This window comes from Pseudomonas sp. GL_091 (assembly GCF_057837725.1).
On record NZ_CM174451.1, the window covers coordinates 2,244,474 to 2,268,272 of the forward strand.

Here is a 23,799-nt window from a genome sequence, read left to right on the forward strand (position 1 = left end):
GAGCTCCTGTGACCATCATTCAAACCGCTTTGTCGACTGACCGGATCGAGTCTTCGCAAAGTTTCCCGTCACGATCCGACGACCCCGTCAATGACAGCGATGTCGTGCTCGAACTGCGCGACATCACCAAGGCCTACGTGCGCAAAGGTGAGGCCGCAGCGCCCGCGGTCAGTAACGTCAGCCTGAAAGTGCGTCGCGGTGAAGTGCTGTGCCTGATGGGGACGTCCGGCAGCGGCAAGTCGACGTTGCTGCGCCATATCAACCGCTTGATCGAGCCTACCAGCGGTGAAGTGTTGATCGACGGACAAGCCATCAGCGGCTTGAGCAACCAGGCCCTGCGCTCGCTCAGGTCGCGGCGTATCGGCATGGTCTTCCAGCATTTCGGTCTGCTGCCGCATCGCACGATTCTGGACAACGTCGCACTGCCCCTTGAACTGCGCGGTGAACCCGAGCCCGTTCGCCACGCGGCCGCCGCCGAGCAATTGCAGGCAGTCGGCCTGGACGGCTGGGGCGATCACTATCCCCATGAATTGTCGGGCGGCATGCAGCAGCGCGTGGGATTCGCCCGCGCGCTGGTAACCAAACCCGACATTCTGTTGATGGATGAGCCGTTCAGCGCGCTGGACCCGACCATTCGCCGCGATCTGCAAACTCACTTCCTTAACCTGGCGCGTGAACGTGGAATCAGCACCTTGCTGGTGACCCACGACCCGGTGGAAGCCATCCGCTTGGCTGACCGCATTGCGGTATTGCGTCAAGGGCGGCTGGTGCAGTTGGGCACGCCTGATCAATTGCTCGAACAGCCCGCCGATGCCGAAGTCGCCGATTTTTTCCGCGATTGCAGGCCCGCGTCAGCACCACTGCAAAGCACTGACACCGTTCGCACCCAAGCGCCGCAACGCCAGCCTCGCGAGCAATCCGCCAGCCGCAACCTGTCCCGCTGGCAATCGCTCTTGCTGGGGCCGGCAGCCCTGGCGGCGCAAGGCAAGGGCGGGGCGTTCTGGCTGACCTTCGCCGCCGAACTCGCCGCGCTGGCAATCCTGGGTCAAGGCATTGTCAGCGCGTCATGGCTGGCTGTGCTCGCCGCCGTGGTCGTGTTCGCCGCCAGCCGCTACACCGTGCTCTCGCTGACCCGCCATCCCGTGCGGCACGAAGCGACAGGTTGGGGTTTGCCTCTGTCGCTGCTGCTGGTCAGCCAGGCCTTGGTGATCTGGCGTGTCATCACCCCGGACACCACCCACGCGCTGCTGCAATTTCCTGAAAACCGCCAATTGCTATTGCTGGCAGCGGACAGCATCGACCAATTCATCGGCTGGTCCCAGGTGACTTTCGAAGGCGCCTTCGTCGGCGTGATCGTGGCCGTGCGCACGGTCATCGAAGGCATCGAAAACCTGCTCGGCTGGCTGCCCTGGCCGGTGTCGGCGCTGGCGGTGGTGTTCCTCGCCTGGCGTTCGGCAGGCCTGGCATTGGCGCTGACCAGCGGCGCGGCCTTGTTGTACATCGGCCTGTTCGGCTTCTGGGAACGCACCATCGCCACCCTGGCGCTGGTCGGCTCTTCGGTGCTGATCGCCCTGGTCATCGGCGTGCCCACCGGCATCCTCCTGGCCAAGCGGCCACTGGTACGCCGGGTGATCACGCCGTTGCTGGATGTCATGCAGACGCTGCCGACCTTCGTTTACCTGATTCCGGCCGTGGCGTTCTTCTCGGTCGGCAAGACCCCGGCGGTGATCGCCACGGTGATCTTTGCCCTGGCGCCGATGATCCGCCTGACTTCGCTGGGCATTCAGGAAGTGCCCAAGGACGCCGTCGAAGCAGCCGTCGCCCACGGTGCCAGCCCCTGGCAAACGCTGATCAAGGTGCAGCTGCCATTGGCCCGTCGCTCGCTGTTACTGGGGATCAATCAGACCATCGTCATGAGCCTGTCGATGGTGGTGGTGGCCGCGTTGATCGGCGCCGGCGGCCTGGGTTACGACGTGATGACGGCGCTGCGCAACATCAAGGGCGGCGAAGGCATGCTCGCCGGCGTGGCGATCGTGCTCTGCGCGCTGATACCGGACCGAATCATTCAATCGAGCTTGCGCAAGCAAGATCACCTGCACAATCAACAGTGAGAATCCATTGTGAAGAAAAACTTTACTCGTACGCTTGGCGCGGCTGCGCTGCTGACCTCCCTGATTCTCCCGGCTGCCGTGATGGCCAAGGAAAAGATCGTCATTGGTGAGCAGAACTGGACCGGCGCCATCGCCATCCAGCACATCCTCGGTGAAGTGATCAAAACCCGCCTCGATGGCGATGTCTCGTACCTGGCCGGCGATGTGCCGGTGCTGTTCAGTGCCGCCTCCAAAGGCGATGGCTCGGTCGACGTGCTGACCGACATCTGGCTGCCGAACCAGTCGGCGGCCTGGGCCAAATACGTCACCGCCGGCACCAAGTCCCTGGTGCCGAACGCCCACCCCTATGCCGGTGAGCAGGGTTTCTACATTCCGGGTTACTTGCAGGACAAATACGGGGTCAAGTCCATCTATGACCTGAAAAAACCGGAAGTGGCCAAGCTCTTTGAACCACTGGGCGGCGGCAAGGCGCAGTTGCTGGTGGGGCCGGCGGGCTGGGAGTCGACCTACATCGGCGAGATCAAGGCCAAGGATTATGGCTTCGCCGATAAATTCGAATCGGTGTCCACCGAAGCCTCGGTGACTTACGCCAAACTGGCCGCGGCCTACAAAGCCCAGCGTGGCGTGGTGTTCTATGCCTACACCCCGGACTGGATCTTCTCCGCCTATGACCTGCGTCGCCTGGAAGAACCGGCGTTCGACGGCTATGCCCAGGACAACAAGAAAGACGACCCGCTGTACAAGGCCGACGGCTGCTGGAAATTCATCAGCCCGACGGTCGACCCGGACTGGCTGAACAAGAGCCAGATCACTTGCGCCTTCCCGGATGCCAAAGTCCATGTATTGGCCTCCACAGCCTTGCAGAAGCGCGCACCGAAAATCGCCGAGTTCCTGCAGAACTTCGCCATCGCCCCGGCACAGCTCAATGACCTGATCCTGAAGATCGAAAAGGAAAAACAACCGGCTGACGTCGCCGCCAAGGCCTGGGTCCAGGCGAACGGCGCAACCGTTGATCAATGGCTGAACGCATCGGCGCCGAAAGTGAGTGCCGCGCAATGAGTGATCGCCCTTTGCGTTTGCTCGATGGCGGCATGGGGCGCGAACTTCAGCGCATCGGCGCGCCGTTCCGCCAGCCTGAATGGTCGGCGCTGGCGCTGATCGAAGCGCCGGAATTTGTGCTGCGGGCGCACCAGGCGTTTGTCGATGCCGGCGCGCGGATCATCACGACCAACAGCTATGCGGTGGTGCCTTTTCATATCGGTGACGAGCGCTTTGCCGAGCAAGGTCGAGCGTTGGCCGAACGGGCAGGGCGCCTGGCCCGAGAGGCGGCGGATACCAGTAGCGAGCCGGTGACGGTGGCCGGTTCGCTGCCGCCGGCGCTGGCGTCCTATCGACCGGATCTGTTTGATCACCCGCGTTCGGTGGCGATCCATCGCGAGCTGATTGCCGGGTTGCAGGCGCACGTTGATGTCTGGCTGGCGGAGACTCAAAGCTCAATCGCTGAAGTGCGCGCGGTGGTGGAGGCGCTCGATCTCGATATAGAAACCAAGCCGCTGTGGGTGTCCTTCACGCTGCTGGATGAAGCGGGCGAACCGCCGCGATTGCGTTCCACCGAACCGGTCGCCGAGGCGGTGCGCGTGGCGGTCGGGTTGGGGGCTTCGGCGGTGCTGTTCAATTGCAGCCAGCCGGAGGTGATGGCGGCGGCATTGGCAGAGGCTCGCGAAGCTATCCAGGGCCAGGCTGTTGAACTGGGTGTTTATGCCAACGCTTTCCCGCCGGTCAATGCCGAGGCCGAGGCCAACAGTACCTTGCTGGAAATCCGTCGCGACCTGGGGCCGGAGGCCTACCTGCACTGGTCCAGATTGTGGGTCGCCGCAGGGGCCAGTATTGTCGGTGGATGCTGCGGCATTGGGCCGGAACACATCGCGCAGTTGCACTCGCATCTGTTGCCACAACCAGAGGAAGTCAGCGCATGACCGCTGTTGAACACGAGCAGGCGACCTTCGGCGCCGGCTGTTTTTGGGGTGCCGAAGCGTCCTTCAGGGCCTTGCCGGGTGTGAAGGACACACGGGTCGGCTTTGCCCGGTCGGCCACTGGCGAGGCGATTTCGATCGAAGTGGTGCAGGTTGATTTCGATGCACGGGTTATTCCTTACAGCCGCCTGATCGAGCATTTCTGGACGCTGCATGATCCGACCTCGGTCGACCGCCAGGGCGCGGATGTCGGGGTGAAGTATCGTTCGGCGTTGTTCTTTGGCTCTGAGGAACAGGCGCAAACGGCGACGGTCGCCAGGCAGGCGCTGGAGGATTCGGGGCGGTTGAATAAACCGGTCGCCACGGTGATTGTGCCGCTGGGTGAGTTCGAGCTGGCGGATGAAGAGCACCAGCGGTATCTGGAGAAGCATGGGGGGAGTAGCTGTTCGATTTGATGCACAGAGGGCGATGGCCCAGCACAAATTCCCTGTGGGAGCAAGCTTTGCTCCCACAGGGAATTGGGTCTATTGGCCAGAATCAGGTCGGTTGGGAGCGCACCAGTATCGATTCGTCGATTTGATCGATGGAGGTAACACCGGTCAACGTCATCGCCACCCGCATCTCCCTGGCAAAGATATCCAGCATATTCTCCACCCCACGCTGCCCATCGGCCGCCAGCGCATAGGCCATCGACCGCCCCAGCAAAACCCCTTTGGCCCCCAGCGCCAGCATGCGCACCACGTCCAGTCCCGAGCGAATACCCGAATCCACCAGTACACTCAGATCGTTGCCAATCGCCTGCATGATCGGCGGCAATGCCTTGGCCGTTGAGAGCACGCCATCGAGCTGCCGCCCGCCGTGGTTCGACACCACAATCCCGTCCGCGCCAAAACTCACCGCATCCCGCGCATCCTGCGGATCAAGAATGCCCTTGATAATCATCGGCCCCTTCCAGAACTCACGAATCCACTCCAGATCGCTCCAGCTGATCGAAGGGTCGAAATTGTTGGCCAGCCAGCCCATGTAATCCTCGAGTGTCACGGCCTTGCCCATGTACTTGGAGATATTGCCCAGATCGTGGGGCTTTCCCATCAGCCCGACATTGAACGCCCAGTCCGGTCGGGTCATGGCCTGCAGAATGCGCCGCGACGAGGCGAACGGCCCGGACATCCCCGAGTGAGCATCCCTATAGCGAGCGCCGGGCGTGGGCATGTCCACCGTAAACACCAGATTGCGCACCCCCGCAGCCTGCGCCCGCTCCAGCGCATTGCGCATTGCGCATTGCGCATGAAACCGCGATCCTTCAACACATAGAGTTGAAACCAGATCGGCTGTTGTGCGCTGGCCACGACTTCCTCGATCGAACACACCGACACCGTCGACAGGCACAACGGAATGCCCTTGTTCTGCGCCGCCTTCACCGCCTGCACTTCACCCCGGCGGGCGAACATCCCGGTCAGCCCCACCGGCGCCAGCACGATGGGCATTGACTGAGGCTGATCGAAGAGGGTGGTTTCCAGGCTCAGGCTCTCGACATTCTTGAGGATGCGCTGGCGCAGGCTGACATGGCTCAAATCGGCGCTGTTGGCCCTCAGCGTATGTTCTGCATAGGCGCCTCCGTCGATGTAGTCGAACAAAAAACGGGGGAGCTTGCGACGTGCCGCTTCGCGGTAGTCCGATGCAGAAGAGATGATCATGGAGTGCGGGGCCTTGGTCTGATGAGTGAGGGCTATGTTCGTCGAATCGTGGGGTCAGGTTAACGTATGGGCGTCGAACCTGAATATCGTTGTTCACACGACCAATCGAGCAATACACGCCATCGACGCTAACGTGCTTAACGATTGAATTCACGCTCCCTCCTTGAATTCAAGCGAGTCGTGGAAGGGAAGCAACTTTGCGAATACTGGCTATCATGATTTCTACAGGCCACTACGGTACCGTAATCGCCCGGTGTCCTATCAAACGCCGCGTCCAGCTTTCCGGCTACTTATTTTCTCGTGTACGGGAATTGAGCCATGGCCGAAAGCGATGCAGCGCCTGTCGACACGCTAATACGAGATCGAAAAAAACGTCTGTGGAAATTGGGTTTCCATTGCTTCAGGGCGGCCGAGAAAATCGATGAGAGTCTTGATCCCGGATCACTCGATGACGCACTGAACAAGGTATTCGATGCCGATACTTCTACCGTCGATCTTGTTTATGCAACGCTGGAGTTCCAGATGTACACCCGCTGGTCTCCTCAGCTGGGTGTCATCGTCAGCGGCCAATTGACAGCCAGCAATGCCAGCGTGCGCGGCTATCTCGATGCAGAGCTGAAAAATGCAACCGATGCAATTCCTTCGGGTGTTTGGGGGGACGTGTGGGAGCGTTGCCTGGAAGTATGGGAAGGCTCACGGGATAACCAGGTCTATCGATGCCCGGTTCTCATCGAGTTGCTCAAAGGCGTTGCGGAAAAACCCTCGGAGCATACCGATCTCGATTCTTGTGCCGTAGGCCGAGCCAATGTCTGGTGGTTTACCCCTGAGGACAAGGACCAGTATTTCAGCGCTCAAGACGTTTCGGGTTGGTTCAAAATAGACTCGACGGACCCGGCATTCGTCAGCGATGCCCCCAGTGATAAACAACCTTACCTGGCGCCCGTGGGCATCGACACCCCGCAATGGCTTCATAAACGACGCATTTTTGCAATTGGCCGGGTTGCACCCAAGCTCCCGAATAAACCCTATGGTGGCGCTGTTGTTCCATGGCAAGCCGTTGAGCTTCGCCCGAAGATACTGGGTGGCGACCGCGACCTTATTGCCAACGATGAGCGATGGGCGGGTGTTTTTCGCATCATTCGTGCGGTTTCAGAAGCGGAGAGTCTGGGCTACTTCGACGTTGTGCAGGCGTACGATGATGCCAACCTGTCGATTCCGTTGTTCCATTATGCGGTTCAGCAAAAAGCCAAGGCCGACGAAAACACGCAACTGGGTGGGGTTTCGGTTTGGCTCAATACCGATCAAAACCGTCCGCTCAAGGCTCGACATTCGTTTGCCGAACTTGGGTTGAGGGCACCGGATAAGTGCAAATGGCAGGACGACCTGTCGACAGGTGGGGGTTACGAAACAGGCTCGGGGGAGAACATCTGTTCGGCGTCCAGCGTCACTGCACCGTTACTTGCGATCACTCAAGAACTGACATATGAGGAGAGCCTTAAGTTTCACCGTCGGCCACACATGATGTATCGCTATGCAATGCACCTGCGGACGCTCGCTGCGACTCGCCGGGCCCTATGGCAATACGCAGTGCATCTACTGCGGCAGATTGTCTGGTTGCGCATCCCGGGCAACCCCGGTGTACCGACTGCCTGGGCAAACCGTTCACTGGGTCAGGTGATCCAGAGTGAACGCGTATTGGCGTTGATACTGCGTATAGCGGTTAAAAATCCTGGTTTTGTTGCAACCAACTTCAAAAAGACCCCCCGTGAAGTTTTTGTTGCCAGCTCCGCGATGTTTGGCAAAGAAAAGCGGGATGCCTTGCTGTGCTGGATGACGGCGGCCTGGGAAACTTCCAAGCAGGATCAAGCGGCATTCGAAGTTGAAATGGCGGAACTGTTGACCGGAAAGCACGATTATCTGGAAAACGCAAAGGCAGTCAAAATACCTGTCCGGGCAGCGGTGGATGTTGGGACACTCAACGGTGTCGCCACGTGGCCACAAGCCAATATCCGCCATCACTTGAATAGTGCAGAAATTAAAACGGGTTTGGGCGTTCTTGAGATTGTCCCCGGATCGTCGCCTTTCATCGAAAAGGTGAAGGGGAAAAGAGTTTTCAAGGACTCGTTGGAGCCGTGGTGGAAGCCGGCGGAAAATCCCCCGTCTCCGGCTCCACGACTTGACAATCGCCACCCCGCGCCCGCTCACGCACCTGCCTATTACACCCCGCAGCTTTTGCGTCAGGCCGCCGAGCGTATAGGTATTGCCCCTGATTTGTTCACGGGCGGATGGAAGAGCGTTCCGGCTACTTTGATCGAGGCTCAAATTGCCCGTGAAGTTCAGGCGGCGGCTTACTGCGGTTACGCCTATGACGCGGATAACGTGGTCGTTCCGACCGGGCATGCGCACCCTTTACGCTCACATTACGTGTTCAATCAGCGCTGGGCTCGTTTGCAACTCTATGAATTTGATCAACACCAGCGTCGTAGCGCTTTGCTGTGTACCAGCGCGACGAAACTTACCGGAGCAGGCATCGTCTGGAAGCTGGACGAGCAAGCGGGTGTCACGATCAATGCGTTCGATGGGCGCGACAGTCGTTCGAGGGGGCCCATTGCTGTCGGTAAGTTCAACGCCAATACAGGCAAGGTCGTTTCTGAAGGGGACATTCTGGACACTGGGATTGCCGGCACCTTTTCTGTTCCAGCGGACGCTTTGGCCCTGCAAGCCTTCGAGATCTTCAAAGTGGCGGTACGGGATCCGGATACCCGGGTTTTGCCCAAGGTTGACAGCTTCTCCATAACGATTGCAAAGGAGGGGATTCATGTTCGATTTGCCTGGCTGAAACAGACATTGGTTTATGAGGATAAGGCGGCTCCCCCAGGGGACCTGGGGCTTTTTCTACAGTTTCTGTCATGGCGTTTGCGGGACATTGTTTTGCCCAACGCTGCTGGTGATTTTTTAGCTGCCACAGGGTTTGAGTTCAGCCAGCATGCAGATAAGGATCGCTTTTTCAGTTTCAAGGTAAAATCGGCGCTGGATCCCTGGGCGTTAGCCCTTGCTCCACGTCTATGGAAACCAAAGCAGGCGTCGACGTCGACAACTTCCTCGAAGGAAATGGCGGCGGCGCTGCTCACCTGGCCGAGCCTGCACCGTTGGCGCGCGATGTTGCGAAGTTCCGAGCTCGCTCGGCGTGCCATGTGGGATCTCTGGCGAGTGTCGCTAAGGCAGGTATTGGTTACACCGGTGATGGGGCTGGGTTTTGACGGCAAGCCTCAACTTTTTGATCTTTTTCAGAGCGGCTTCGCACTCAAGGCCATTGCACTCTGGGCGCATGTTGATGCGTCATCTCTGAAGAAATCATTGGGGTCGGCGGGATTCAAGCAAGCCATCAAAAATTGGTTGCTGACGGATGTACGGCTAAAAAATTTCAGCGGTTGGGGTATCGATAAAGAAGTTGTCGTGCTCGACTTCCTGATTGTTCAGCTAGCCGATCCACAGCTTAAAACCTGGCTGAAAGCTATCCGCCCCGACAACACCGAGGTTCGCCAGTATCGGGCCGATCTTGAATCCGTGTTTTATCTGAAGGAGTTAGAAGGAACGCAGTGGCCTGGCGCAAAATCCGTAGCGTCGGCAACCACCGGTTTTATCATCGCTGCGCCAGCGAACCGGCCATTCGGTATTGCGTTGCTGACAGAGCCCGCAACCGCCCACCCATTGGTACAGACTGGAGCCCGCGGGGGCTCCAGCCACTGGGTCACCGGCATCGCGCCGATCATCGAGCCAGGTACGCCACAGCAAAATCTGCAAGGTGCCGCATTGAGGTTCGCGACCCCGGTGGAGGTGACGATCAAGGCAGGGACCGCCATCGAGTCCGTGGATCTGGTGGGGCCAAGTGCCGATAACACTGAGCTGAATGTTCAACTGTCGGCTGGTGAGATAACGTCAAGTTTCATGTTGGAAGCCGATGTAGGCAGCTGGCTCGGTCCCCTGGGTGATGACGTCAAAATCATCCTGGTTGCCGCCGCTGAGGTAGGCGATCAATCCGTCGACCTCAAGCTTGGTTTACGCATCGAAATACCCTGGCTTCGCCGGCCAATTGAATATCCGCTGACCACACTTTTATCGATCAACGACATCAAGTTTGACCGTAGAAACCGTGCCGTGGAATGGAGTTTCGGTGCGGCCATGCAGCAGCTGATTGAAGGGGCGCTCCCGTTCAGGGCGAAGTTGTCCGATAGCGAGTGTTCATTGCGCCTGGGTATTGATCACAACCTCGCTCCCTTTGCTACGTTAGACGCTTCGTTCAAGACCCTCCAAATACAACTGGGCTCTCCTATTGCCGCGCTCGGGCTCAGCCCCGTTGCCGTCAACGAGCAATTCTCGATAAACGCAGACCTCACAAGCGATTCGACTTCTGTTGCATTGAAAGCGCCTTCCAGTTTATCTGTCACTCTTAGAATGGAACTTGCAGCCATTGTAGGCGGTGTAACCCGCGTAGTGCCGACTCGGAGCTTTTATCAATCGCTTGCACCGATCGTGATTGAGTTGGGGACGCTGGATATTTCAAAAGCCAAAGCCAAAGCAAAGGCAGTGCGACTGCCGATAACCCTGGGGGCGGAAGGGCCGCGGATCCCGGCGTGGCTATTCGCCTCGAAAGTGAGTCCTGGGACAAGCGCCCAGGCGTTCACGCTACTTGACGTCAGCGACCAATGGTTTGCAGGTACAGCCGCTCAATTGAAGGCTGCATTGAAAGAGGTATCGAAGACCATAACGCCAGCAAGCCTGAATCTGGAACTGCTGCTTGATGTCCATTTTGAGGGGCAAGGCTGGGGAGGGATCAACGCCGGCTGCACGCTCACGGCTTCATGCGATATCGATGGTCAGGGTTACCTGAAACTGGCTGCCAATGCCTTTTCCTGTAACGCCTCTGCTCTCAATCTCGATTTCACCGTACCGGAGACAGCGCGTGAGCCAAAATTTGGCGAGGTGGCAAAGTTAAAACTTCCGGAGATCTTGCACGCCAAACTCGACTTGTCAGGGCAAGGAGACACCCTTGCATTCAACCTGAGCACGCAACCGATTGAAATCACCATTCCCGCGTCGGGGGGCTACACCTTCGATGTCAAGACGTTTGGTCTGGGTTCGGCGGGGGCGACGTTGGAAGCGACGGTCAGAAGCGGCAATATCAAACTGAACAATCTACCAACGCTCAGCGATTCGCTGAGTGTCCACAAGGCTTCAGGGGAAGTAGGGCATCTACGGGTCGAACGCGGTCGTCTGGTCAGCGCCTCAATCAGCGCCGATGCGCGACTGAAGTTTTTTGACGATGCCGAGGGCACATTGACGCTGTCCTTCTTCCAGCAACAAACGCAGCAGGGCGTTGAGTTGGGGGCAATGGCCGATTTCAAAATTGCCATGGGGCGTACCTTTCATGTTCAGGCACTGTGCCTGGAAGTGCAGGTCGACAGCATCAACCTTTCTCTGAAGTATCTCCAATCCAGCTGGACCGCTACGGGCGGTATGACGGGGAGCCTGGCGTTCGATGCAAACGGATTGCTCAGTGGAAGACTGGCTGAGTACAGCGATCTGTTCGATGGCACCCGGGCCCACTTCGAGAATCTGGATCTGGCCAAACTCGGCAGTGCCAATCTGAAGGTCTGGTTCACCCCCCGCACCTTTGACCTGGCAGGTATCTTCCAGGTCACCCTGCGAGGTATGGAAATACACAAACTGGGTGACTTGTCGCTCAAGTCGGTCGGCTTGCTCGGCGACATTGCCTTCAAGGTGGAAATGCCAAGCCTCAATTGCGGCTTGACCATGGGGGACATCCGGCTCTGGCAACCGGACATCGACGCCATTGTGCCTAGCATCAAATTGATGTCGTTGGGCGTCGATATCGGGCTGGCTTCAGGATTTCAGTTCAAAGGCAGTCTGACTGAGTTTGATGATGATCAGGAGTATGGTTTTGGCGGTGTAGCCAGTCTTGAGTCCGAAGCATTTCCCGGAACTCGGGTCATGGTAAAGCTGACCCGTGTACTGGACCCGGACAAAAAACAGGGGCCCAAACCGTCTTTCGTCGTCTATGCCGATACCGACCGGACCGACTCCCTGGGCTACGGATTCTTTCTGCGCAAACTTGGCGTGGGTGCCGCAGGGAATCAGGCCCTGAAGCATTTTTCAACCAGTGAAAAACGCGCAACACCCATGGCGCAAAGGGTGGAATCAGCACTTAGGGAGGGCATTCCCGATCCGGGTTCGCCGGCGTCCTGGGTGGCTGACTATCCACCGGGTGACGATGCCTACTATTCACTGGTAGGGCTGGCACAGGTGACGTTTGGTCTGCTTGACCGCAAGACAGACCACCCCTTCGTCACCACACTGGTGTTATCGATCGACGATCGGCTCGACATCATTGCGGGAATCAGCGGTTGGTTCCTTGTGTCACCGGATGACGCATTGCTCGACGAGTTTGTGTCGGCACCTGCTGTGCGTGGTGCGATCGGATTGTCCCCGCGCGAGCAGGTTCTGTATGGTCGATTCCTGACCTTGCCCAACTCAAAATTCGGCCCCAGTGTCGAAAAAAGCATCGTTGCGAAAATGTTGCACATGGCGTTGGACAGTTCCCGGCAATCGGTAGCGTTCTATTGTGATCCTCGCGGTACGTTGCTCGAGATTGGCTATCCACGACAAGCCCGCTACTCAATAGATTTGGGCGTGGCGAAAGGCGTTGCCGAATCGGGTTTTCGCATTGGCTATTACCGCGGTACCCATGTTGTCGGTCTCAACCTGGCGATTGCGGCAGAGGTCGGGATGAGCTTCTCCGGTGACCTGGGGTTTGCCAACGTAGAACTTGGCGCACGGGCCGCTTTCCAGTTGCAGGCATCGTTCGCCGGTGCATTGACGTCGTTGGGGCAAATGTATGTGCTGGCGGATGTAGCATTCAGTGCATTGCTGGAAATCTCCGCGCGTATCTACAAAAGAATTGAAGTCAGTGGTTTCTGGGGGAGTTTCACCCTCACCCTTTTCGACCTGAGCGCGTCGGTCCGGCTAACCGTTACAGCTGATGTGGCGGCGGCGATTGTTCCTGATGGTCTTGGCTTTTCAGGTACAGCTGAAGTAGCGCTGGACATCTGTGGCTACCAGTTCAGCGCACGATTGCGCATTGTCTCGAACCCGGAGCGGGTCAGTGCTGCCCGGCAACAGATCGACGCGTTGGTCCCGCCGATTTCGGACATCATAAAAGGGTCTGCCCAACCCGTTTTAGCCGCGCCGACACACATGGTTGAAGAACTTGCAGAGAAAACCGATACGCGACCCTGGTTGCGCCACTCGATCGGACTCAAGTCGGTTCAAGCGCCCGGTACTCAACAAAATACCAAGTGGTGCTACCACCTGCGTCGGGTAAATGGCCGTACACGGGTGGTTCTATATCCCGATCCGAGTCAGAAGGGTAATGGCTATCCGGTTTTACCCCAAGGTGAAACCGTCAACGTGCGCCGTCACCGCATCAAGCTCAATCCTGTCGGGAAAAACTGTTTGCAGGGCAGCGTAGGGTATTCGCCTGCATACGACACCGCGAATAGGCCGGACATCTACTTCATCGACGAGTTGAGTGCTCGGGAGGTTGTTCCCGCCAAGTATTTGCGGGGTGATGCCGGCAATGCAGGAAAAAATTTGCTGGTTGCACACCTTCTCCAGAGTTTGCAGACCAAGCCTGCGAAGGAGATCAAGGAAGTTGTCGATCCCCGCACCCGCCATCCTGTGGCCGGCGACTTTGATGATCCCGCAGTTCTTGCGGACCCGGGAAGGCGCTCGACGCGATTCCGTAAACGGCTGAGCGGGTCTGATGAAACTCAGACAACGTATGATGACTATCTCGCCAAGGCCCGTCGACCCAATACCGACGCGATAGGGGACGCAGGCAAAATCACCGATGGTGAACTGCTTGCCTCGTTGTTGCGGCTGGCGGAAAGTCCGGATGCCGAGGTGGGTAAGGAAGAGCCGTGCGACTTGGCTGGCGAACTGAACCCGTTGAGGTTTCCCGCCATGTTGGGACTGGTACTCGAATTCAGTGACATCTCCCCTACCGAGACAATGGCCGACCTGATTGCCAAACAGGGGATTGGCGCGTTTGCCAAAGAAATGTACATGTTCGACCAGAGGATTGATCTCGATGATTGGCGCGATCCTATTGGCCTGAACCAGCACTTTCTTATCGAGCCGGATTTGAGCTACTGGTTCCAGGGCCAGGGAGAAATCGGCCTGAGCTGGCAACTCACTCGCGTGAGCAACGGCCAAGAGATGCGTGATGGCCCTGAAAACCATAGCGGCATTCGGCACTTCGAGGTCCTTCGCGAGGTTCTCGAAGGAGAGTTGACCTCAGAGACGTTTACCTTCATTCCAAACTGGCTGGTGTGTGATTCGGTCGATTCAGCCGTTTGTTATTACGTGCGCCCGCAGTTTCAGTTCATTGACTGTGGCCTGCCAGTGGATCGCAGCCTGACGCTGCGTTACACCATAAGAGCCATCGGCCCGATCGGGAGCAAAAGCGGGAAAGCCGACGGGACTTTGTGCACCGAAGTGATTGATCTGGTGCGTTACCAGCCGGTCAGGGAATCACCGACTCTTCTTCAAACGCAGGCGCTGCTGCGTATGCGTTTGGAGGGCACACCGCCGCAAGCTGCACAGCTGGAGCTATGCGTTTTAATTGACTGCGAGGAACTGTCTGGACCGTCAGGTACAGACCTCTATGAAGTAGCGTTCCAGAAACGACTCAAAGTCTATCGTCGTACTGTGCCCGCCGGCAGGGTCGGCACTTACGGCGCGGGTAATGAAACCGATATCTCGCTGCAATGGCACGAAGAACTGAGCGGCAGCGGGTTACGGATTCCGCAGCCTGTCCAGTCGCGACGAATGAGTAAAACGGCACTTTCAGATGCCCAACCAATATCCTTCGACCCGATCTGGAAAACAGTTTTGGTGAAAACAAATGAAGGTAGAGCTTCAGTCGTCCTGCGGGCCATACGATCATTTTCGTCGCAAAGCGAAGATAGTTTCTGGACCGATTTACTTATCGGCGGGATGGACGCAGCGGAGTTTTACATAAGGTTGGAGGGCGGAGATGCTGACGGTGAGGTACTTGATATACCGACACCCTTTCAGCGCTGCCGGATAGCGATCACCGATCAGATTCCACCCGATGTTCCCATGGCAAAAGAGGTCGACCCGACTCAAGCAATGTTCTCTGAGGGGCGCGAAGTGGCTGCGCTAGAGCGCTTCCCGGCCAATCTCCCGATACGTTCCCGCGAGTGGGCAAGCGCTGACGACTTCAGGATCCATCCGGATATACAGTGCTTGAGTGCTGAAGATCAAAACCTGCGTGTGCGCCTGGTGGGGCTGTTGAGCCATCATGCTGACTCCGGGGCAGACAAGGACAAGCGCTTCGGGCCGCCGGTGGGTTATCGGATATGGCTGCGAGACGCCATCGAAGACCTCGATAATCCGAAGATCCCGGCTCCCTTGCAGAAAGTGAGGAGTTTTTCCATTCTGCCTGAAAAAGTGTATCGGGCATTGCCTCAGATTGTGCTGCCCAAGACGCTTCCAGGTGCCAAAGGTGGCAGCCTTGCACTGCACAGCGATTGGTACTGCCACCCCTGTGAAGCATTACGTGTTCACGCGGTGGATACCGCTCCCGACGACGCGCCCGATGAGTCGATGGCCCGTTGGTTCAACAAATGCACTTTTCATGGTGGAGGTGAGGGGGCAATACATGTCGCCATCAATACCTTCGTCAAACAGCTGAAGGCCCGCAGTTCTTTTTGGCTTGTTGAAATCTCAAGCGACGAACCCTTGTGTCCACCGCCAACGGTCGAACCTTTCGCGGATCGAGCAGCTGAATTGCTGGAGCGCTCGCCTAAGGAAAACGATGCGTTCGGTTGGCGATTGCTTGAGGGCCTAGGTTGCTGCGCCACACTCTGGGTAGAGGTGGACGACGATCGACTTCCAATCGAAAAATGGGCAGTGGGATTCGAAGAGTCGGGTGTGGCAATCATTTCGTTTGAACGCCGGCCACGCCATGAGCGCGAGTTGCACAAGGACATAACCCTCTACAGCGTGCGTGTCTTCGTCATGGATATCTTGCGTCTGTTGCGCAATGCCGCCGAACCCGGCACAGGCGTTCTGGACAGGCTGCTCCCGTCCACGGTGCTGCACAAAAAAAACTGGACAGCACTTCATTATGCTTTGGATTGGCTTAAGCCTTTACCGTCCGGGGCGACCGTTTGGCCGGACAGTTGGTTTGCGCTGGTGCGCGAAGCCGCCGAACGCAGCACAGGATTTATCGAACGTTGCCCGGCCAGGCCGATTGAAAGATTGCGCGCGCATATGTGGCATTTTGACGGAACCTATGCGGCTCAACGGGAGGAAACGGCCGTCGATGGCAGCACCGAGCATACAGATCCCCTCGGCAATTCGACGTCTGTGCTGCCTGTTATCGCCGGGCAGGTGGAGTTTGTTCACGAGCTTGAAACTGGCTATCGACGCCATCTCCAAATTGCCGTGGAGGTTATTCGTCGATACGACTTTCATGCCCCGCAGGCTACGAATCAGGGACCTAAAGACCTGGCCCTGGACAACAGACTGCATACGGTTGTCATTCCTCGAACACTTGATTTGCAGCCGGAAGTTGTAAGCATGGCGGTGGACCCCCTCGACGGCAGCGTCAATGCCTGGGTTCAAGTGCACTGCGCGCAGCGAGCGCATCTTTACAACGCGTTGGCTCGGCGTGTCGACTTTCTTGAGCAGACCATCGAGTTGAAGCGGATACAACACCCTAACTGCAAACAGTTCGCGCAACTGTTGGCGGAAAATAAATGCGAAATTGATTGGGACATGCTGCAGGCGTCGTGGGAGTCCGGATCAATCGAGAGCAAGCCGACGGCTGCCTGGATCTCCAGCATTGCCCGGCAAGATAATCCAGCCGATTACGTGCGACGGGGATACAACAGTTTTCGCTATGCGTTTTTGCCTCCAGCCTATGCCTGGTATGTCGAGGGCAATACGCAGGCCGGTGTGCGAGTGTCGGCTGACCAGCCCCGAATGGTCAACGCGGCCCTGCCGATTGAACCCATGTTCTGCAGCAAGCCAGGTGCGGGTCTTGAGTACCGAGGCCTTGCGTTCACCTGGTCGTTCGACGGTTCATTGCTTGAATTGGTTATGCCATTTGCACGAGCGCTCGATGCGTTGCCGCAGGAACTGCGTGCGTATTGGATGGCCGTGGATGAAACCCGCGACCCGACGCCGGAGATGGAGGAAGCGAGGGGAGATAAAGCGTGCGACCCGACTGCAGAGATGGGGGGCATACCAGTGCTGCAGACGCCGGATCTGATCGCCAGGTATATCGTCGAGGCACGAAACCAAGACGAAAACATGTCGGTTGACCTCATCGCGATTTCTTATGGGGATTCGCCACCTCACTTCGAGGCGCAGATGCTGGTCAGTCCCTACAGCGGGGCTAATCCGACAGCCTGTTTACATCAATTTAAAAGCGATACGAACGAAGCCCCCTGGCTTGGCAAGTTGGCATTGAAGTGTTCATTGAGCCTTGCCGCACCGGAATTGCACTGGCTCGTACGGTCCCTGCGTGGCGATATGCCGGGTTGGGTCTTGCAGGTTTATATCGAAAGAGACGGTATTCGCTATGCGATGACGGAGGCGTCATGAACACCATCACAATTGAGATCGGCGATGTGGTTGGGCGGCGCCTTTATGTAACAGACAATAAAAAAACCTCCTGCCTGCTTTTGTGTGCAATCAGGCATCGCCTGGAACTGGAGCTCGATCCGCGTACGGTCGAAGTACTTGAACTGGCGAATAAGGATCCGCAGCGGCTGCGATTGCGGGTTAAAAATGCCAAGTGTCGTGTCAGGGTGACTACGCCGGATTTTGCGTCCGACAACACCCCCGACAGGCTGAAGCCGTATGAGGAAAATTGGCCGGCCACAGCGGATGGACACGTGGTTGTCGGGAGCAACGGTGCCAATCGCTATGAAATCGAAGTAGGGGAACTGACAGTCAGTGGTCTTAAAAATGCCAAGGCTTGGGTCCTCATGGCGTTATGGCCTTCTACCCCGGAGCGCAATGCACCCTGGACCTATGTGTGGAGCGCCTTGGGACTGGCGATCCAATCGCAGCTGCGCATCGACAATGTCGCTACGATCGAAACGTTGTTGCTCCCAAAACTGGAATCTCAGGATGTTGCCTGGGCTAACGACCTCGTAGCGTTTTGGCGGCTTGACGGTCAACCAGACAACAATGCCATCGAAATGGTCGGGGAGCGTTTTTCCAGTAACAGCCCAGACGGTGATACCTGGCCGGGAACCGAAGGTAGAAAAAAACTGGCCACTTGCGCTCGTCGCTGGCGAGTGCTGGACACCAGGGCAGACGGCTTTGTCTATCGCGCATTTTACCTGTTCAAGAAAGATGCGTTTCTTGATCTCCAATTTCATAGTCTCTCACTGAATCCTTACGGTGATTGCCAGGATGTGGAACCGGGCCTGAGTCGACCGAGCGAACCGGCAATGATGGCCGAACTCTGGTCCGTGGATGAAATGCAGAAGGCGCAAGCTCGACATGTTCCCCGCGGTGCGGTTGTGACTTTGCTGCGCGATTCGGCACGCACAACCATCCGTTGGAACGAGCAGGGACGCCGGTCGGTTTTTGACGCAGCGCTCGCGCATTCTTCGTTGTCGATCGATGCGAGTAACAACAACCAGTTCCAGCGTGTCAGCGTGAGCTTGACGACTCAAAATTTCAAACCCACGGTAAAAATGGTCAAGGTCAATTGGATACCCGGTTCCGGAGCGGGACCGGCAGTATCAGAAGTGTCGTCAACGCCCATGAAGTTCGCTGCCGTGGCGCCTTCTCTGGATGTCAGGGTCAATCATCAATCAGAGTCCGTATCGGCTCAGCCGCGATGGCTGGCAACCGCGCAAGGATGGATCGACTTGCCGGAACTGGCATCCCGTGATGATGTGCAGAAAACATCAAAACTGCTGAAGGCGACTTCGTATGCTGCACAGGTGATCAGGGGCGGCGTACCGTTAGGAGAAATCGGCGGTCCTGCCGGTTTATCGGCCTGGGCTGTGGAAGGCGGGCGCGAGCAAAACATTCATGCGGCTGTACGCTTACGGCTCATGCCGAACGAGATTGTGCTGGAACTCTCGGATGCTGTGCTGGTGTGGAGAACACCGGCATGGTGGGTGAGGCCGGGTAAAGCGGGTATCAACGTGCAGGACACTGCGCCGGTATTGCCTGATTTCTCGGCAACCTTTGGCCAGTGTTTCTCCTCTGCAGATGCAACCCCGACAGTTCTGTCCGAACAGCTCACCCAGGCTATAGCCGAGCATTTCAGCGCTACGCTTTGGGTTGGACTGACCGGTCCCAAGACGTTTTCTGCTGACGACACTACCTGGCTGCTGGAGAAAAATGTCAATCAGATCGGTACGTTTCTGACGCTGCCTGCGGCACTGGCGAAAAAAAGCACGGTATGGACGAGTATCAAAAATGCTTACCTGCTCAATACGCGGCCAAACGCCGGGACCCCATCAAGTGCTTTGCTGCTCGATAACAATCGTGCGTTGACCCCCCTGGTCAACGTGAAGGGAGACTTGAAACTGGAGTTGACGGCTAAGCAGTTGCCCGCATTCACATCCCACCTTTTCCCCAGTCTTGAGGGGTCGCCAATAAACGCAATGGCCATCGGTGGCGAGATGTTCCATCCCAACATATTTGGACTGGGGTACCTGCCGACCGAATCCAGATTGCAGTATCGCCATGGTCCGCCCATATTGGTTGATGGATGGTTACGTCAACATGAGGGCAGTGGCACTGCCGACGAAATCAGTGCGGCATCGCTGGAAACTCTTCGTCCGGTTGATGACGTGGCGATCTACAGGAGGTCCAGCACACCGGACAGCGATCGATTCTCCGCGCGAAATGGAGTCGCAACCGAAACCCTGGTACTCAAGGGGTGGCTGCCCGGTGCTGATGTAACGATCAATTCACTGAGTATGCAATACACCCGCAAGGGGAAAGAGGATCCAGCGCTGTCGATGCAAATCAATATCGGCAAGCTGTCGGAGAAAAAACGGACCATCACGATTGGTTCAAGTGTAAACGTCGGTGAGTCTGGCAGTTTGTCAATCGAACACAATGACGATCTCGACAAATTCTGGCTGGAGTTCTCCAGTAATCCCCCGTCCGGGAGCACTGGAAACTTTGTCAATTTCGGCCAATCGCTCGCTGTGTCGCGGGCCTTTGACCTGTTCGCTGACGGTGCCAATAAGCGCTGGAAGCCATGGAACAACGCACAACGGGAAGTATCCGAAGGTGCAAGCAGCGCAGACCGTATTACCTTCACGACTTATACCGATTTCCGGTTGGACGGGGTGACCGAAACCTGGCCGATAGGGGTGTCGCTGCTCGATGGGTTAATCAAGAATTCCAAAGGGCAACTCGACGATCAGGTGTGGGATCTGGTTGGCTCGCAGCATATCTCTTCAAGTGCTCAGGCACCTTGCGTCGGCCCATTCGCCATTCTTCCAGGTTCCTTGATTGAGTTCACGAGGGCATCGGTACGCCTTACGGTACGAGTCGCACCGCCTTCAATCAATCGCCAGGCCGCGTTGGCAAGCACTGGTGGCGAGGTCGATCTCTTACTCAGTCTTGCCGGCAATGGAACCTGGAACGTGACTTCCGGTAACGGCACATTCGACTGGAACGTGTCAGGTTCGACATTCGCTGACCAGGATGCTGTTGTCGGCCTGGAACGAATCGAAGGCCTGGTGGAGATGGTCGATGCCAATTTGAAACTGACGGTAACGTCTATCACGTTGAGCACCTCCATGGGGAGGCTACGCTTCAGCACCGAACCGAAACTCATCAACGTGCAACCACTCGACAGTGGTGGTTACAGGATCGAACTGACGGTCCAAAGCGTAGAAGACAAGATTACCGGCTTCAGTTGCCGGTTCGATGCCATCTGTGAGTGCGACACCAGCGCACAGAGCCACTGGTCGATTGAAGGGTTTGATCCTAAACCGACATTACTCTGGAAAGGAACAGAAGGGACGTTAACCCTGCCATTCAGTGTTGCGGCTTCCGCCCGATTGGAGCACCTGCAAGTACACACGGCGTCTAAGGCTGTGGATATGGATGTGGCGCTGTTTCAGTCTTCCACTTCTCGCTGGGGAATTGCTCTGGGCAACTTTGCTTCGGGCAGCTTTGCAGTCGCAGCCAGTATTGAAGTCAATCAGGATGGCAAGACACCCAGACTGGACTGGACCGTCCGGGCCAGTGCGTTACTTGATGCAGGCAAGTTGTTCGGCCCCTGTGATCCGTTGGACCAGCATATAAGGGCTGATGTGTATTTTGGTTGTACGGGGCCTTTGAATCTTGTCGAATTCAGGTATCTGAAGTCGACGTTGACCGGACGCGTGCAGTTCAAAAATGACTTCCGTCTGCAAAGCACTCATCCGGCATCAACCTTCGAACACCATGTATGCCTGGTGTTTGACCAGCTGAAACTGACCGAGAAGGGGACGTTACCTGGTTCAGGCATCAATGCCGTTGCTCTGCATTGCCTGGAAGATGGCAAGGGCCAGGAGGTGCGCTTTCAGTCAGTGCATCAAATAAGAGTCGAGAAAGCAAAAAGCGGGACCCCCTGTCTCAAACTGACATGCCTACTTTTGTTATCGCCATCATTTGGGGATGAGAAAAAGCGGGCAACCAGCAGCCAGATCAGGTTGTTTGGCGATCCGGAGATTGCCATCGCACGCGCGATCGAAACGCAAGAGCTCATTCGCGGTCATGTCGTGCGACTCGCCTTCAGAAACACCGGCATTGTGGTTGCGTTGAATGTTCAAGATACGTTTGTAATCGCCACTCAGGACCAGCTGCGTTTTTACCCCAGACTCGCTACAGCGTGCAGCCCTGTTAGCGATGGCGAGGATACAGAAGTATGGCACGAGCGCGGAGCGCTGGCTGAACTGCTGAGTCCGGCTGCATTGGGTACGCTGGCATCGTCGCAACGGCCGGCTGGTTTCAGCCAAGGTGAGCTTCCCGTGACGCAGGACCTTTTAATCGACTGGTCACCAGTGCTGAGTGGTAATGGTATCTGTTTGTTCGATGCGGCCCTGTTTACGGAGAAGGGAGTGCAGTTGGCACCCTTTGTCGTGGAGGTGATCGACGTTCGTACGATCATTGAGACGTCAACGATTCAAGCAGTGCGACTGGAATTGTTGTCGCTGGAGCCTTTCGGCACTCAGCTGCCTTTGAGTTGTATTGCCTCTTCTTTGGTCACCGTAACGAACAAAGGGGTGGAGAGCTCTGTTCAGGATTGGGCTCGGCAGGAAATGAAGCGGCTATCCAGCCGGGGAGGGGCGATCGTCGTCGTTCGCGGGCGGCCTGATGATGTGCAAGCCGTTCACCGTTTGTTTCAGGTGGCAGCCATCAGTGATGTCGAGACCTCCCGCCCATTACCGGTTTTACCTGCCGCCGTCTCCAGGTATTCCCTGGCAGAGGCCACACAGGACGTGCACGGCACAGGCTGGCAAGGTCGGATGCAGATCAGCACACAAGAACTTTTCACGATCGAGGCGTTGAGCAGCGCGCCATTGGTAAAAGACGCCGAGTCCGCGCGTTTGACCCGTGTTGCTTCGCCAGCGACTTGGATCGATGGGGTGGCGGCTCAAAGATCCATGCCAGGAGCGCTGACGTTCCATCAATCGGTACACTTTCAACAGGATCAAGCGATCGCGCCGCTACGTACTCAGTGGCCCGTCTTTATCGTTAACGCAATCAAACCAACACCGGCCGGCTGTTCCGTGATCGCTCCAGTAGTGGATGTCACTCAATGGACGGTTCGTCCTGGGGATATGTTGAGCTACTCGTTCTCCATGTCAGGCCCGCAAACTGTTGTTGGCCCAGCGGTAACATTCCAGCTGCGCAATGCGCGTGGAAACAATGCACTTACCGATCAAACCCTTAAGTACAAAGGCCCGGTGGGAACACATTGGGATGGCGTGGATTGGCGACTGCACCGGATTTCATCTCAAACAATAATCGGTGATGTGAAAACCAATCAGAGCAAAGCGCTGTTGCTTAGCATCGCGACAGTTCGTGACGTTCTGCACATAGAATCCGATCTAGTGACCGCAGTGAGCTATTCAGAACCGCAAGCGGCGAGTTTGAACTTGACTTGGCGGCAACGAAAACGCCGCAAAAACCAGAGCGGAAAGTGGGTCGATGGGTACAGTTACAACGACCCCATTCTGATTGGCGTATTCATAGAGACGTTCCAGACGATGCTGGCGCCGGTTGAGCTTGCCCTTGTGACTCATGCTGATCAGGTATTTGCCAGTACCGATGTTTTTTCCGTGGCGGATATTTTGAACAATCCCGCACCTTGGCAGGATCACCCCGAACTCATGAAGTGTTTGACTCTTCGTCAATGGTCTGACGGCATACCCCAGCAAGCGAAAGCAATTAATCCAACTGAATACGACGCATCCATTGCAAGCAAGCTGCAACAATTATTGGACCTGACAGATATTCCCCTTGCGGGAAAAACACCCTGGCTGCTTTCGGTGCAGGCTGGAGCACTGCCAAGAATGGCATTGGTGAGTCGCGATGCTTCAGGTACGCGCCGAGTCATCAGTTCCGTACCGATTGAATGGCAGGACGCCACTCTTGCCGGTCAGCCTGAGCGTTTAATGGTGGTGTCCAGTGATCGGGTTGTCGGATATGGAGATTTGTCGGGTAAAGCAGAGCTATCGATTGATCGGAGCGCATTTGTGTTGAACACGACTTGTCTGGCGCTTGACCAACAATCAGCCACATCACCGTTGGATGTGCATGCCTGGAGATTTAGCCCGGGGGGAGTGTGTACCGGTAAAGCCGACAGTTAAAACGAAAGATCGCGTCGTCTGGACCTGCATCGAGAGCAAGCATTGTTCCTCCAGG

The 23,799-nt window shown here is 56.8% G+C and carries 6 protein-coding genes and 1 pseudogene; 6 read left to right on the plus strand and 1 reads right to left on the minus strand.

Annotated elements, in window-relative coordinates:
* Positions 1-44: 44 nt before the first annotated feature.
* The 4 genes from AC3ITY_RS10385 to msrA all read left to right on the plus strand — a co-directional run bounded on the left by AC3ITY_RS10385 (position 45) and on the right by msrA (position 4,539).
* On the plus strand, positions 45-2,111 hold the full coding sequence (locus tag AC3ITY_RS10385; protein WP_489310828.1) for an ATP-binding cassette domain-containing protein: 2,067 nt from the start codon (positions 45-47) through the stop codon (positions 2,109-2,111).
* Positions 2,112-2,192: 81 nt separating this feature from the next.
* Positions 2,193-3,170, plus strand: coding sequence for an ABC transporter substrate-binding protein (locus tag AC3ITY_RS10390; RefSeq protein ID WP_489310830.1), 978 nt, complete (start codon positions 2,193-2,195; stop codon positions 3,168-3,170).
* A complete protein-coding gene (locus tag AC3ITY_RS10395) occupies positions 3,167-4,087 on the plus strand; it encodes a homocysteine S-methyltransferase family protein (RefSeq protein ID WP_489308824.1) in 921 nt (306 codons plus the stop codon). Before AC3ITY_RS10390 ends, AC3ITY_RS10395 begins: the two co-directional genes overlap by 4 nt.
* Positions 4,084-4,539, plus strand: a complete 456-nt coding sequence (gene msrA / locus AC3ITY_RS10400; protein WP_489308826.1) for a peptide-methionine (S)-S-oxide reductase MsrA — start codon at positions 4,084-4,086, stop codon at positions 4,537-4,539. The genes AC3ITY_RS10395 and msrA overlap by 4 nt, the downstream gene beginning before the upstream one ends.
* An 82-nt stretch (positions 4,540-4,621) precedes the next feature.
* Here the strand turns inward: msrA and lldD are convergent.
* A pseudogene (lldD, locus tag AC3ITY_RS10405) lies at positions 4,622-5,781 on the minus strand (FMN-dependent L-lactate dehydrogenase LldD).
* Positions 5,782-6,099: 318 nt separating this feature from the next.
* Between lldD and AC3ITY_RS10410 the strand changes: the two are divergent.
* A complete protein-coding gene (locus AC3ITY_RS10410) occupies positions 6,100-17,499 on the plus strand; it encodes a hypothetical protein (RefSeq protein WP_489308828.1) in 11,400 nt (3,799 codons plus the stop codon).
* Positions 17,496-23,744, plus strand: coding sequence for a hypothetical protein (locus tag AC3ITY_RS10415; protein WP_489308830.1), 6,249 nt, complete (start codon positions 17,496-17,498; stop codon positions 23,742-23,744). The genes AC3ITY_RS10410 and AC3ITY_RS10415 overlap by 4 nt, the downstream gene beginning before the upstream one ends.
* Positions 23,745-23,799: the final 55 nt, after the last annotated feature.